This is a genomic window from Nonomuraea sp. NPDC050394, from assembly GCF_044459065.1.
In the GTDB taxonomy this organism is placed as follows: domain Bacteria; phylum Actinomycetota; class Actinomycetes; order Streptosporangiales; family Streptosporangiaceae; genus Nonomuraea.
Map to the genome: position 1 here is coordinate 267,149 of NZ_JBITIO010000004.1, position 13,302 is coordinate 280,450.

General features: G+C 73.5%; 11 protein-coding genes. 4 read left to right on the forward strand and 7 right to left on the reverse strand.

Annotated elements, in window-relative coordinates; all coding sequences use genetic code 11:
• Window positions 1–67: 67 nt before the first annotated feature.
• Complete coding sequence (locus ACIBKY_RS18810; protein ID WP_397097925.1) at window positions 68–664, forward strand: TetR/AcrR family transcriptional regulator; 597 nt, start codon at window positions 68–70, stop codon at window positions 662–664.
• On the opposite strand, the gene ACIBKY_RS18815 is transcribed toward ACIBKY_RS18810, so the two are convergent.
• Window positions 661–1,566, reverse strand: coding sequence for a TAXI family TRAP transporter solute-binding subunit (locus ACIBKY_RS18815; RefSeq protein ID WP_397097926.1), 906 nt, complete (start codon window positions 1,564–1,566; stop codon window positions 661–663). The genes ACIBKY_RS18810 and ACIBKY_RS18815 overlap by 4 nt on opposite strands.
• Window positions 1,567–1,592: 26 nt before the next feature.
• Between ACIBKY_RS18815 and ACIBKY_RS18820 the strand changes: the two genes are divergently transcribed.
• Window positions 1,593–2,387 carry a Mut7-C RNAse domain-containing protein gene (locus tag ACIBKY_RS18820; protein ID WP_397097927.1) on the forward strand — a complete coding sequence of 265 codons (795 nt, stop codon included), beginning with the start codon at window positions 1,593–1,595 and terminating at the stop codon, window positions 2,385–2,387.
• Here the strand turns inward: ACIBKY_RS18820 and ACIBKY_RS18825 are convergent.
• Window positions 2,343–5,828 (reverse strand): protein kinase, encoded by a 3,486-nt coding sequence (locus tag ACIBKY_RS18825; protein WP_397097928.1) that lies wholly within the window; start codon window positions 5,826–5,828, stop codon window positions 2,343–2,345. The genes ACIBKY_RS18820 and ACIBKY_RS18825 overlap by 45 nt on opposite strands.
• 73 nt (window positions 5,829–5,901) lie before the next feature.
• On the opposite strand from ACIBKY_RS18825, the gene ACIBKY_RS18830 reads away from it, so the two are divergent.
• Together ACIBKY_RS18830 and ACIBKY_RS18835 are read left to right on the forward strand one after the other, a co-directional pair.
• Entirely contained in the window at window positions 5,902–8,409 is a 2,508-nt protein-coding gene (locus tag ACIBKY_RS18830; RefSeq protein WP_397097929.1) for a BTAD domain-containing putative transcriptional regulator, read from the forward strand.
• 116 nt (window positions 8,410–8,525) lie between these two features.
• Window positions 8,526–10,070, forward strand: coding sequence for an endonuclease/exonuclease/phosphatase family protein (locus tag ACIBKY_RS18835; RefSeq protein ID WP_397097930.1), 1,545 nt, complete (start codon window positions 8,526–8,528; stop codon window positions 10,068–10,070).
• Window positions 10,071–10,111: 41 nt separating this feature from the next.
• Here ACIBKY_RS18835 and ACIBKY_RS18840 read toward each other — a convergent pair whose 3' ends face one another.
• From ACIBKY_RS18840 to ACIBKY_RS18860, 5 genes are read right to left on the reverse strand one after another with little or no spacing between them, the layout of a single operon-like run.
• Entirely contained in the window at window positions 10,112–10,597 is a 486-nt protein-coding gene (locus ACIBKY_RS18840) for a hypothetical protein (protein ID WP_397097931.1), read from the reverse strand.
• A 51-nt stretch (window positions 10,598–10,648) separates the two neighbouring features.
• On the reverse strand, window positions 10,649–11,557 hold the full coding sequence (gene era, locus ACIBKY_RS18845; RefSeq protein ID WP_312896539.1) for a GTPase Era: 909 nt from the start codon (window positions 11,555–11,557) through the stop codon (window positions 10,649–10,651).
• Window positions 11,558–11,575: 18 nt separating this feature from the next.
• The gene (locus ACIBKY_RS18850) at window positions 11,576–12,055 is read right to left on the reverse strand and encodes an NUDIX domain-containing protein (protein WP_397097932.1); all 480 of its coding nucleotides are present in this window, start codon (window positions 12,053–12,055) and stop codon (window positions 11,576–11,578) included.
• A gap of 9 nt (window positions 12,056–12,064) precedes the next feature.
• Window positions 12,065–12,382, reverse strand: a complete 318-nt coding sequence (locus ACIBKY_RS18855) for a cytidine deaminase (RefSeq protein ID WP_184966584.1) — start codon at window positions 12,380–12,382, stop codon at window positions 12,065–12,067.
• Window positions 12,383–12,393: 11 nt separating this feature from the next.
• Window positions 12,394–13,026 (reverse strand): hypothetical protein, encoded by a 633-nt coding sequence (locus ACIBKY_RS18860; protein WP_397097933.1) that lies wholly within the window; start codon window positions 13,024–13,026, stop codon window positions 12,394–12,396.
• Between the last annotated feature and the right edge of the window lie 276 nt (window positions 13,027–13,302).

Genomic DNA, 13,302 nt, shown 5'->3' on the forward strand with positions numbered 1-13,302 from the left:
CATAATCCGTTTTGGTACGATCGCACCACAAACCAAAGTCGAAGCTCGCCCTACCAAGGACGGACGCATGCCCCGCCACGCCGACCACGACCAGCGCCGCCGCCAGATCGCCGAGGCCGTGTGGCGGCTGGCCGTCAAGGGCGGGCTGGAGCACGTCACCCTGCGGCAGGTCGCCGCCGAGGCCGGGGTGTCGGCCCGGCTTCTGCAGTACTACTTCGGCACCCGCGACCAGCTCCTGCTCGGCGCGCTGGAGATCCTCAACACGGTCTCCGGCGAGAGCGCGCGGCGGCGGCTGGAGCGGATCAGCGAGAAGCCCGACCCGCGCACGATCGTGCGCGGGGTGCTGATGGAGTTGCTGCCGCTGGATGCCGAACGCCGGGAGCGGCACCTGGTGTTCGTCGCGTACTTCGTGCACATGCTCGCCGACCCGGCCCTGGCCGCGACGGTCCGCGAGACGCCGCCGGGCCTGCAGCGGCTGCTTGCCGACATGCTCGGCCAGGGGCGCGAGCAGGGGCAGGTGGGGCCCGAGGTGGACATCCCGGCGGAGGCCGCGTTCCTGCTGGCCGGGGCCGAGGGGCTCCAGGCCGGTGTGCTGCTCGGCCAGCACACGCCCGAGGAGGCCGTTGCCCTGATCGACCACCAGCTCGGGCGGATCTTCCGCTAGCCGTACACCGAGCGGTAGTAGCGGGCGGCGCCGGGGTGGAGGGGCACGGCGCCGGTGCCGATGGCGTAGCGGCGGTCGAGGCGGCCGCCCGGGGCGTCGGGGGCCTGGAGGCGGTCGCGGCTGGCGAACAGGGTCGCGGTCAGCTCCCTGGCCAGCTCCACGTCCAGGTCGCGGCGGCAGACCAGGTAGCTGGGCGTCCCCACGGTGGCCACCGGCTCGGCGGCGCCGTACACGCCGGCCGGGAACGCGGCGTGCTCGTACAGGGGGCCGTGCGCGCGGCGCAGGATGGGCACCAGCGTGTCCAGCGCGAGCAGCCGCACGTCGTCGAGTACGGCCAGCGCGGGCGTGGGCACGCCGCCCGACCAGAAGAAGGCGTCGACCCTCCCGTCGCGCAGCGCCTTGATCGACGTGTCCAGCCCGAGCTTGAGCGGACGGGTGCCGGTCAGCCCCGCCGCCCGCAGCACCCGCTCCGCGGTGACGGCGGTGCCCGACCCCTCGGCGCCGAGTGAGACCGACCGCCCGGCCAGGTCCCGCGGCGCCATGACCGCCGAGCCCGCGCGCACGACCAGGTGCACGTAGTTCATGTACATGCGGGCCAGCGCGGCCACCGGCTGCCGCCGCACGCGCACCGCGTGGTCGGCGCTGTCGGCCAGCGCGAACGCGGCGTCGGCCCGGCCGTCGCTGAGCATCTCCAGGTTCTCGACGCTGGCGGCCGTCCTGAGCACGCCGACCTCGAAGCCGACCCGCCGCAGCTCCGCCGCGAACCGATCCCCCAATTGCTCGTACGGCCCGCCCGCCGACCCCGTGGCCAGCCGGATCCGCCCGCCCTCCCACTCCCCCGCCGCGCACCCCGCCACCGCCAGCCCGGCGAGGGCGAGGAGGGAACGGCGCGGCAGACTCACCCCACCAAGGTATCCGCACCGCCGAAATGGGGGTGATCCCCCGACGGCCCGCGTGGCATCCTGACCGTGTGGACGAGACGGACATACGCCTGCGCATCGCCCCCGAGCTGCGGCTCTTCCTACCCGCGAGCCGCCGCCAGGAGTGGCAGCGGGCGCAGGCGGACCGCACGTCCACGCTCGGCCACGTGGTGGAGTCCCTGGGCATCCCGCTGACCGAAGTGGGCCCGATGACGGTGGCCGGCACCGGCGTGGGCCCCGCCTACCAGCCGCGCGGCGGCGACGTCGTGGACGTGGCTCCGGTCCCCAGGCCCCAGCCGTTGTCGGCGGAGCCGCGCTTCCTCCTGGACGTCCACCTGGGCACGCTGGCCAGGCGGCTGCGGCTGCTCGGCATCGACACCGCGTACCACAACGACATGGACGACCCGGCGCTGGTGGTCCAGGCCAACGCCGAGCGCCGGGTGCTCCTCACCCAGGACCGCGGCCTGCTGCGCCGCCGGGCGCTGTGGCTGGGCGCGTACGTGCGGGGCGCCAAGGCCGACCTCCAGCTCGGCGACCTCCTGGACCGCTTCGCCCCGCCGCTGCGCCCCTGGACCCGGTGCACCGCCTGCAACGGCGTCCTGGCCGAGGTGCCGAAGAGCGAGGTGGCGAACACCCTGCGCGATGGCACCCGGCGCAGCTACGACGCGTACGGCAGGTGCCGCGAGTGCGGTCAGGTGTACTGGCGCGGCGCCCACAGCGACCACCTGGAGAAGATCGTCACGCGTGCGCGGGACGCCCTAACCGGCATCGGCGCACACGCGGAACGGCTCCGCCTCCGGTAGGTAGTGGCTCCATTCCTGGCTGGTGAGCGGTCGTCCCGCGGCCTGGCAGGCGGCCCGCGCGAGGCGTACGGGATCGAGCGGGTGGGTGCGCAGCACGCCCTCGGGCGTCGCGCTGAGGAGCGTCGTGCCGTCCTCGCCGAAGGCGATCGCCGCCCCCTCCATGAACCCGTACTCCGTCATCCCGTCGAACACGGTCCCGAGTGCCTGCCGCGTCCGGATGTCCCACAGCCTGATCTGGTCGCCGAAGCCGTAGGCGGCGAGCATCGTGCCGTCCCGCGACCAGGTCAGCCGCGTGGCCTCGAACCCCGCCGGCACGGGCAGGTCGTCGATCCTGGCCGTCAGCCGGGCGTCCCAGAGCACGAGGCGGCCCGACATCCAGACGGCCAGGTACCGTCCGTCGGGGCTGAAGGCGTAGACCTGCAGCGACGTGCCCAGCATCCGGGGACGGGCCAGCCGCGCTCCCTTGAGCGGGTCGATCAGCGCGGTGGCGGTCATCAGGACGCGCCCGTCGGGACGCCAGGCGGTGACGCCCTCGCTCGCGACGTCCGTGGCGAGCGACGAGCCGCTCCGGAGGTCGCGCAGTTCAAGGGGCAGCGCCCCGTCCACCCCGCCGGTGGCGACGGCGAGGGTCCGGCCGTCGGGGCTGAACCCCAGGCCGTAGACCGAGCTCGCCTTGGGGTTCGCGGGCCGGAAGGAGGTGAGCTTCGTCCCGGTGCCCGTGTCGATCAGCATCACGCCGGCGTCCGTGCCCACGGCCAGGCGGCGGCCCGCGGGGTCGAAGGCCAGCTCGCCCTGCAGCGCCGGGTCGCCCCAGGCGATGGGGACGCCCACCGGGCGTCCGCGTGCCACGTCCCACAGCCGCACCTCGCCTCGCGCGAAGGTGGCGAGCAGGCGGCCGCCCGGCGCGAACTCGCCGGTGCCCAGCGAGTCTCCGCGCACGACGGGCTTGTCGAGCAGGACGGCCAGGCTGACCGTATGGATCACGCCGCCGTTCATCACCAGGCGGATGGCCCGGTCGCCCGGATCGAGGCGGACGGAATCCAGGTCCGCCGACATCTCCATCCGGAGGATCTGCTGGCCGTCAGAGCGCCGCTGCACCGCCATGTCGCCCAGAAGGTCCCAGTGGGCGATCAGCTCGTCGCCGAAACCGAAGGCGAGCGTGCGGGCGGCCTCGCCGGGGATCACGCTGCGGCGTTCGGCACCCGACGCGATGTCGCGCATCTCAAGCCGGCGTTCGGTGTCCCCCGACAACTCCTGCGTGTACGCCAGTGAGCGGCCGTCCCCGCTGATCTCGACGGTCTCGACGTCGCGGACCCGAGGCAGTCCGGGCAGGTCGATCCGCCGGTTCGCGCGCAGGTCCCAGACCTCGACCCGGCCTCCCCGCGGTGTCACCACCCCGCGGGCGCCCCGGCCGTCGACGGCGGACAGGTCCGCCCGCAGCGCCTTCCTGTCCTTGACCGTCCACCACCGCCGCCCGCCCTCGGCGTCGGGGACGGCCAGCAGCCGCCCGCCGGCCTCGAAGGCCAGCTCACCGGGATCGGTGACGTCCAGGCCCGTCGCGAACGCGCCGCCGATCGGCCGGCCGGACGCGAGGTCCCACAGCCGCACCGCACGATCGTCCTGGAGCGCCAGGATCTTCCCGTCGGCCGTGACCGCGGCCTTCCCCGCTGCCCCGACGCCCGTGAACTGCCTGAGCTGACGGTGCGCCCGCACGTCCCACAACCGCGCCTGCCCGTTCTGCACGGCGACGAGCAGGCGCCCGTCCCGGCTCGTCGCGTACACCACGTCGGAGGCGGCGTCAGGGTCGGTGAAGGTGTCGGTGAACCGCTGCGAGCGCGAGTCGATCAGCGCGGCTCTGGTCTCCGGAATGCCGGGATCCAGCCGGTACGCCGCCACGCTCAGCAGCATGGCCAGCTTCGGGTCGTTCACCCGCAGCCCGGCGGCGCGCAGGGCCAGCGCGCGGGCGGTGGCGGCGTCGCGCTGGGCCGTGACCTCCGTCCTGCGGTACTCGGCCAGGGCCAGTCCGCCGAGGGCCAGGACGAGGAGCACGGCCATCGCGCCGGCCAGCATCGCGCGCAGCCGTACCTGGCGGCGGGAGCGGGCGGTGGCGGCGTCCAGGAACTCGCGTTCCAGCCGCACCAGCGTGAGGTCCCTGCGCTCGGCCGCCGCCCAGCGCAGGGTGCGGTCCAGGTGGGAGCCGTGCAGGAGATCGGCGGGCTTCCTGCCGTGTGCGTCCCAGAAGCGCGCCGCCTCGGCCAGCCGGCGCTGCACGGGCAGGCCGTCGCGGTTGTCGGCCACCCATTCCCGCAGTCTGGGCCAGGCCTGCACCAGGCCGGGCCTGGCCAGCGCGTACGTGCCCGCGCCGGGCGCGGACACCAATCCCGACGCGGTGAACAGCGCCAGCAGTCCGTCGACCGCCTCCTCTTCGGGCAGTTCGGCGCGGGTGACCTCCCTGACGCTCTCGCCGTCGGCCATGCGCAGGAACACCTCGGGCGCGGCGGCCCGTTCGCGTTCCGACAGCTCGCCGTACAGCTCCTCGGCGACCGCGCCGAGGCCGGGCTCGGCGGCGGGCCCGCCGAGCGTGGCGGCGAGCGCGCCACCACGGGCGAGCGGCGCGTCCGCGTCACCCCAGTCCGCGTCACCCCCGTCCGCGTCACCCCCGTCCGGCAACCCCAGCAGTGCCAGCAGTACGGCCCGCGCCCGCGGCCGCAGCCCCGGTTCCTGAGCCAGCGCCGCGGCCACCAGCGGCCCGAGCGGCTCCGGCAGCCCCTCCACGTCGGCCTGGAACCCGAGCACCTCCGACACCATCGCGACCGGATCGCCCGTCTCGACCGCGTCCACCCCGCGCGCCGCGAACAGCACGACCAGCCCCCACGACCACAGGTCGGCCGCCGCGCCGGCCCCGCGCCCGGTGAACAGCTCGGGCGCCATGTAGGCCGGCGTCCCCATCACCGGCCCCGTCGTGGTGGGACCGTCCTCCCGCGCCACCCCGAAGTCGATCACCCTCGGCCCGTCCGGCCCCAGGATGATGTTGTCCGGCTTGAGGTCGCGGTGCACGACGCCGGCCCGGTGGATGGCGGCCAGCGCGGTCGCCACGCCGACGGCCAGCCGGTGCAGCCCCTCCCCCTCGTACGGCCCGGCCTCCGCGACCACCTCCCGCAGGGTCCGCCCCGGTACGAACTCGCTGACGATGTACGGCACGCCGAGATCCACCTCGACCACCCGGGCGGTGCAGAAGGCCGCCACCCGCCGCGCCGCGTCCGCCTCCTTGCCCAGCCGCCGCCGGGACTCGGGCGAGTCGGCTCGCGGTACCTTGATGGCGACCCGCTCCCCGTCGGGCCCGTACGCGTCGTAGACCACCCCCTGCCCGCCCGCGCCGAGCCGGCCCGCCAGCCAGTAGCCGCCGAGACGGGGTGGGTCAGAAGGAGTAAGCGCCGCCATCAGATATGAAATTCTGTGCCCATAAAAGATCACAGACGCCTGGATTGCGGGAAATAGCGTGGAATTTCGGATCATGGGGCCGCTAGAGGTGCGCCACGGCGGGGAGGACCGCACCCCCACCGCGCCCAAGCACCGCGACCTGCTGACCATGTTCGTGCTGAACGCCCGCCGCCCGCTGAGCGTAGGACGGCTGCGCGACCTGTTATGGCCACGCGAGGGCGGCGACCGCTCCGACTCGCTGGTCCGCGGCTACATCGGCCACCTGCGCCAGCTCCTCGGCAAGGACGTGATCACCACGGTCTCCGGCACCTACACGCTCGCCGTGGAGGAGGAGCAGCTCGACGTCAACCGGTTCAGGAGCCTGGTCGAGCAGGGCGGCTACGACGAGGCGCTGACACTGTGGCGCGGCCCGGCACTGGAGGACGTCGACCCCGACGGCTCGCGCTGGCTGGAGACCGGCCGGCTGCGCGAGGAACTGGAGGAGCTGCGCCTGCTGGCCATCGAGCGCAGGAACCAGCGGGCCCTCGACGCCGGCCGGCACCGGGACGTCCTCGCCGAACTGCGCGGCCTGGTCGCCAGGCACCCGCTCTGGCAGCGATTTCGCGGGCAGTACATGCTGGCCCTCTACCGCAGCGGGCGGCGCGTGGACGCCCTGGCCGCCTACGCCGCGCTGCGCGAGGAGCTCGACGGCGGCCACGCCATCGAGCCCGACCCCGATCTGCAACTGCTCTACCACCGCATGCTCCACGACGACGTCTCCCTGCACGTCTCCGCCGGGCCGCCGGTCCTGCTGCCGCGCGACGTGGCCGACTTCACCGGCCGGGGCGAGCTGCTGGAAGAGGTGGTCGGGGACCAGGTGGTCGTCCATGGCCAGGCGGGGACGGGCAAGTCGGCGCTGGCCGTACACGCGGCATGGCAGCAGCGCGCGAGCTTCCCCGACGGCATCCTCTACGCCGACCTGCGCGAGAACGGCGACCCCGCCGCGGTGCTCGAAGACTTCCTGCGCTGGCTCGGCTGCCCCGCCCAGGCCGTCCCCGACTCGCCGGAAGGCCGCGAGCGGCTGCTGCGCGCCTACGCGGCCGGCCGCCGCCTGCTGGTCCTGCTCGACAACGCCGCCGACGAGGAGCAGGTACGCCCGCTGCTGACCTCCTCCCCCACGATCATCACCAGCCGGTCGGCGCTGGCCGGTCTGCCCGGCGCCAGGCGGCTGCCGGTCGGCGTGCTGGGCCCGGAGGAGTCGCTGGAACTGCTGAGCAGAAGCTCGGGCCGCGAACCCGGCGAGGCGCTGGTCCGGCTGGCCCGTTTCTGCGGCGGCCTGCCGATCGCGCTGCGCGTGGCCGGCTCACGGCTGGCCGCCCGGCCCGCCTGGACCGCCGACTACCTCGTCGGCCTGCTGGAGAACGAGCACCGCCGGCTCGACGGCCTGCACGCGGGCGACCAGACCGTCCGCAGCGCGTTCGCCATCGGCTACGACGGCCTGCCGGAGGCGGCCGGGCGCACGCTGCGCGGGCTCGGCGCGCTGTCGGCGCCCGACGTGGGCGACTGGGTGAGCGAGGTCTTCGGCGGCCAGGCCGAGGCGCTGGTCGAGGCGGGCCTGCTGGAGGCGCACACGGTGGACGTGGCCGGGCAGGTCCGCTACCGCATGCACGAGCTGGTCCGGTTGTTCGCCCGCGAGCAGCCGGACCCGCCGGGGCTGTCCGCGCTGGTCACACTGGTCCTGGCCAGGGTGCGGGTCTCCCGTTTCCCCCTGGTCTCCGGCGATCCCGCGGCCGCCTTCGCCACCCGCGAGATCAAGGAGTCGGTACAATGGCTGGCCGCCGAGCGCGGCTTCCTCGTCGCCCTGACCGGCGACCTGTGGCGGGCCGGGCTCGACGCCGACTGCTGGCAGCTCGCGCACCTGCTGACGCCGTTCCTGGAGCGCCACCGCCACCTCGACGACTGGCGTACCGTCCTGGCCCATGCCCTGCCCGCGGCCCAGGCGACCGGCGAACCCCGGGCCGAGGCCCTGATCCTGCGCGACGAGGGCGACCTGCTCCTCGCCGAACACCGCTGGCAGGAGGCGCACGAACGCCTCCGCCTGGCCCTGGGCCTGTTCCACCGCGCGGGCTCCGTGCGCGACGCCCACCACACCCGCCGCCGCCTGGGCCGCGCCCACCTGGAGCTGGGCCGCCCGCAGGACGCCGAACGCCTGCTGACCACCTGCCTGGAGGCGGCCGCGGGCGAGCGCGAGCGCGCCGACACCCTGCTCGTCCTCGGCGAGGTGCTGCGCCGCGCGGGCCGCCCGGAGGAGGCCGCCGCGCACCTGAACGCCGCCGCCGAACACCTCGCCGACCTCGGCGACCGCCACCGCCGCACCGACGCCCTGCTCGCCCTGTCCTCGGTACGGCTCGCGCAACACGACGTCCCGGCCGCCCGCGAGGCCGCCGAACAGGCCAGGAGCATCGCCCTGCGGCTCGGCGACCGCCTGCTCGACGCCGCGGCGCTGACGGCCCTGGCCGAGGTCAACACGGCCGAGGGCGCCACCGGCCGCGCGGCCGAGCTGACCGCCCAGGCCCGCAACATCCTCAAGGAGCTTGTCTAGACAGCTGCGCCACTTGTCCACCCTTGACCAGGGTAGATACTAGTCAGACTGCGTACATCTGAGCTTTACTTTGCCAGTGGATGCTCTCTTCGGACAGCCAGCCACTAGGAGCCCCGATGCGTCTACTCCCCCTGTTAGCCGCCGCCCTCCTCGCCCTGATCACCGTGACCGTTCCCGCCCGCGCCGCCGCCCCCGACGGCACGCTCGCCCTCGAATCGAGCGCCGTGCGGGCCGGCGACCCGATCAGGCTCTCCTACTCCACGCCCCGCCCGCACGCCAAGAACTGGGTCGGCCTCTACACCGAACCCGGCAACGGCCCCGTCGCCGAGCAGTTCGTGGGCCCGTCGCTCACGTGGGTCTACACCCCCGGCGCCAACGGCACCGCCACCCTGCCCACACAGGGGCTGGAGCCCGGCGACTATGTCGTCTACTTCCTCGCCCAGGACGGCTACGCCTGGCTGGCCCAGCCCGCCCGGCTCAAGCTCGTCAGCTCCGCCACCCTGCACTTCGTCACCTCGCCCTTCACGCTGCGCAACGGGCGGGCCGGCACGCCGTACGGTGCGAGCGTCACAGGGCTGGTGAAAGGCGACACGACCGGACTGACCTTCACCAAGAAGGCGGGCACCGCGTGGATCGCCGTCGCCGCCGACGGCCGCGTCAGCGGCACCCCTGCCGCGGCCGGAACCTCGGCGCTCACCGTCGAGGCGCGCAACGCGGCGGGTCAGACGAGCACGGCATCGATCTCGATCCGGGTACGCGGGGCGAGCGAGACGCTGGTGCCCCGGCTGAAGGCGCTGAGCTGGAACCTGTGGCACGGCGGCAGCCAGGTCTCCGGCGGCCGGGAGAAGCAGCTGCGCTTCCTGCTGGACCGCGACGTGGACGTGGTCGGCCTGCAGGAGACGTCCTCGACCTCGGCGCAGGAGCTCGCCCAGGCGCTCGGCTGGGACCACTACCAGGCCGGCGCCGACCTGGGCATCATCAGCCGCTATCCGATCACCGCGCGCGGCCCGCTGCCGTCGCAGTCCGGGCTGGCCGGCGTCTACGCGCGCGTCCGCCTCGACGAGCGCACCGGCCGCGAGCTGGTCCTGTGGAACGCCCACCTCGGCTACACCCCCTACGGCCCCTACGACGCCTGCTTCTCCAACCGCACCACCCAGCAGTTGCTCACCCGCGAGGCGAACTCCGGCCGCACCGGCCAGATCCAGGCGATCATCCAGGCCATGGGCGGCCACCTGCAGGCCGCCGCGACCCACCCCGTGCTCCTGACCGGCGACTTCAACGCCCCCTCGCACCTCGACTACACCGCCGCGGCGGCGCCGTCCCACTGCGGGCGCTCCGGCATCCCGTGGCCGACCTCGAAGGTCCCCGAGCAGGCGGGCCTCAAGGACTCCTACCGCGTCGCCCGCCCCAACCCGGTCACCGCGCCCGGCAACACCTGGTCGCCCGTCTACAAGACCTTCACCGGCGGGTACGGCTACGACCATCGCGTCGGCGACCCCGAGCCGCAGGACCGCATCGACTTCGTCCACTACGCCGGCGGGCTGAGCGTCGAGTCCTCCGACGCGGTCGTCGCCGGGACCCCGGCCCCCCACCCCGGCCACGGCGGCAATGAGTGGACCTCCGACCACGCCGCCGTCCTGACCACGTTCACGCTCACCTGACCGATGGGGGACGGCGGGGATGCCCGCCGTCCCACCCCCACTCAGCCGCGACGTGGGAGCAGGGAGAGGACGGCGAAGACCACGACGGCCAGCGCGCTGCCCAGGGCGGCGAACCACCCGTACTGCAACACCGGCTCGATCGCCAGGAATCCGCCCAGGTCAACCGAGATCCGGTCTCCCGCGCCCTGCGGGTCGGCCACGAACAACACGAGAACGGCCGCCGCCACCGCGCCGGGAATCGCCGCCAGCCCGGCCCACGGCCGGCGTCCCGTCATCAGCCCGGCCACCCCGAACCCGCCCGCGACCAGCCCGGCGATCAGGGTGTAGACGCCGAATCCGTCGTCGATGCCGCGCACGGTCCTGACGACGCCCGCGCCGATCAGGTCGCTGCGCGCCGAGAGCCCAGCCCAGGGCAGGATCGCGCAGACCACCAGCAACGCCCCTGCCGCGACGACGGCGAGCGCGTATCCCCTGCGTGCCTTGCGTCCGGGCCTGCCCGACACCCGCGGCGATAGGTAGTCGCCCACCCGATCACCATAAGCCCGCCCGGCGTCCCGCACCACAACCCCGCCGGGGGCTCAGTCGAAGAAGCCCAGCCTGCGCAACTGCTTCGGGTCGCGCTGCCAGTCCTTGGCGACGCTGATGCGCAGGTCGAGGTAGACGCGGGTGCCGAGCAGCGCCTCGATCTGCTTGCGGGCCCTGGTGCCCACGTCGCGCAGCCGTTCCCCCTTGTGGCCGATGATGATGGCCTTCTGCGAGGGACGCTCGACGAACAGGTGCGCGTAGATGTCGAGCAGGTCGTCGCGGCCCTCGCGGGGCAGCATCTCGTCGACCACGACGGCGATCGAGTGGGGCAGCTCGTCGCGTACCCCTTCCAGCGCCGCCTCCCTGATCAGCTCGCCGACCAGGACCTGCTCGGGCTCGTCGGTGAGGCGGCCGTCCTCGTACAGGGGCGGCGACTCGGGCATGTGCCGGACGAGCACGTCGGCCAGCGTGCCGAGGTTGTCGCCGGAGGTCGCGGAGACCGGGACGATGTCGGCGAACTCCCCCAGCTCAGAGACGGCCAGCAACTGCTCGGCGATCTGTTCCTTGGAGGCCAGGTCGCACTTGGTGACCACGGCCACGACGGGCGTCTTCTTCACCGCGGCGAGCTTCTCGGCGATGAAGCGGTCGCCCTTGCCGATCGCGTCACCGGCGGGCACGCAGAAGCCGATGACGTCCACCTCGGTGAGCGTGGACAGCACCAGGCTGTCGAGGCGCTCGCCGAGCAGGGTGCGCGGGCGGTGCAGGCCCGGAGTGTCGACGATGATCAACTGGGCGTCGGGCCGGTGGACGATGCCCCGGATGACGCGCCGGGTGGTCTGCGGCTTGGACGAGGTGATGGCCACCTTGGTACCGACCAGGGCGTTCATCAGCGTGGACTTGCCGACGTTCGGCCTCCCCACGAAGCAGGCGAAACCGGCGCGATGGTTGTCTGGCGAAGTCACATAGTCGATTGTGGCCCATCAGCCACCGTGCTGCCGCCACCAGGCATACGCGTCGGGCAGCACGTGCGGCGACCACGCGGTCATGTCGAGCGCGGCGAGATCTCCGGGAAGGGCCCAGGTGAAGTCGTTGATCTCCTCCCCGTCGGGGGTGGGTGTGGCGGCTCCGGTGAGCACGCAGACGTAGGCGGCGATGACGTAGGCGACCTCGTGGCCGTTGGGGTAGTGGGTGCGGAAGTCCGGCCCGCCGTACACGCCGATCAGGCCGCGTACCGAAGCCTCCACGGACAGCTCCTCGCGCAGCTCGCGCACGACGGCGTCCTGCGGCTGCTCGTCGGGGTCGATGCCGCCGCCGGGCGTCGCCCACTTCCCGACGTCGCCGTGGCGCGCGAGCAGCAGCCGCCCCTCCGCGTCGAACACGCAGGCCGTCACCGAGGGCAGCACCAGCAACCGCCCGCCCACCGCGGCCCTGAGCTCGGCCAGGAACGGCGACATCGCCATGTCAGCCCCTCAGCCCCTCAGCCGGCCGTCGGGACCGGCCACGAGCAGCTTGCCGCCCAGCTCGCCGACCACCGCGGCGTCCGCCTCGCTCGGGCCCTCGCCCTCGGTGACCAGCGCGGCGGCCTCCAGGCTCCGCGCGCCGCTGGAGATCGCCATGGCCGCCGCGACCTGCACGGCGGAGAGCGTGAGCGCGTCGAGCGCGACGTTGGTGGCCGAGTAGGTGCGTCCGGTCTCGTCGCGTACGGCGGCGCCTTCACGCGAGCCGTTGCGCGCCCTGGCCGACCGCGCCAGCGTGATGATCTTGCTGTCTTCGGGATCGAGAGTCACGGAAGACTAGGTTAGGCCCTGGCCATCCCGAGCACCGACTGCGCCAGTTGTTGCGTGCGTTTTGGATCGACCCGCTTGAGCCCGGTGTGCACCAGTGACACCAGCGTGTCCCCTTCGCGTACGAGCAACACGTTCAGCGCGTACGGATATCCGTTGAGCCGCCCCGCCAGCTCCGCCGCCACCGCCTCGTCGCCCATGCCGCCGACCGGCAGCGTACGCAGCCGCAGGTCGGTCCCGGCACCGGCGTTCACCGCATGGCACTCCCGCAGCGCCTTGCCGAGGTCGTCGATGTGCCACTCGGCCTCCGCCCCCGCGTACCGCGCCAGCGCCACCCCGGCCGTCTCCCCCAGCGCGTTGCCGGGATAGCTGGCCGCCGCCTGCGCGGTGAGCGCCCGCCGCGGCGCCTTCCCCGCCACAGGGTCGAGTACGGCACGGCAGTTCCGGTCACGGGCGGCGAACGGAACCTTCCACGCCTCCTGCGGCCGTGGCGAGAATCCGTCGGGCAGCTTGGGATCCTTGTTCAGGATCTCCTTGAGCCGCTCCTGCGCCCGCATGTCGAACTGCGCGTCGACGGTGCCGCCCCCGCACGCGGTCAGCCCCGCCATGAGCAGGGCGCCGGCGATGATCCACACTCCGCGTTCCATGTTCCCCCCGGAGTGCGATCTCCCCGGAACACGAATGCGGCAATCCACCGGAGAAGCCAACAACCGGTCAGATGCCTATGGAAACGCTTAAGGGTGCTCTCGCCCGGTTTATCGGACGAGAACACCCTTTACGCCGAGCAACGTCGCGATCGGCTAGCTGACCGAGACGTTGCCGTCCCCCCAGGGGCTACCTCGCGCCGCGAACCCCACCCGGCGTCCGGATCACCCCTCTGCGACACCCACCGCACTGGGCGTCTGTGAATAGATTGCGGCACC

Excerpts from the sequence above, each read along its gene's own strand:
- ACIBKY_RS18850 (WP_397097932.1), bottom strand. The coding sequence starts at position 12,055 with ATGGCGATGTCGCCGTTCCTGGCCGAGCTCAGGGCCGCGGTGGGCGGG.
- ACIBKY_RS18825 (WP_397097928.1), bottom strand. The coding sequence starts at position 5,828 with ATGGCGGCGCTTACTCCTTCTGACCCACCCCGTCTCGGCGGCTACTGG.
- ACIBKY_RS18835 (WP_397097930.1), top strand. The coding sequence starts at position 8,526 with ATGCGTCTACTCCCCCTGTTAGCCGCCGCCCTCCTCGCCCTGATCACC.
- ACIBKY_RS18830 (WP_397097929.1), top strand. The coding sequence starts at position 5,902 with ATGGGGCCGCTAGAGGTGCGCCACGGCGGGGAGGACCGCACCCCCACC.
- ACIBKY_RS18810 (WP_397097925.1), top strand. The coding sequence starts at position 68 with ATGCCCCGCCACGCCGACCACGACCAGCGCCGCCGCCAGATCGCCGAG.
- ACIBKY_RS18820 (WP_397097927.1), top strand. The coding sequence starts at position 1,593 with ATGGGGGTGATCCCCCGACGGCCCGCGTGGCATCCTGACCGTGTGGAC.
- ACIBKY_RS18860 (WP_397097933.1), bottom strand. The coding sequence starts at position 13,026 with ATGGAACGCGGAGTGTGGATCATCGCCGGCGCCCTGCTCATGGCGGGG.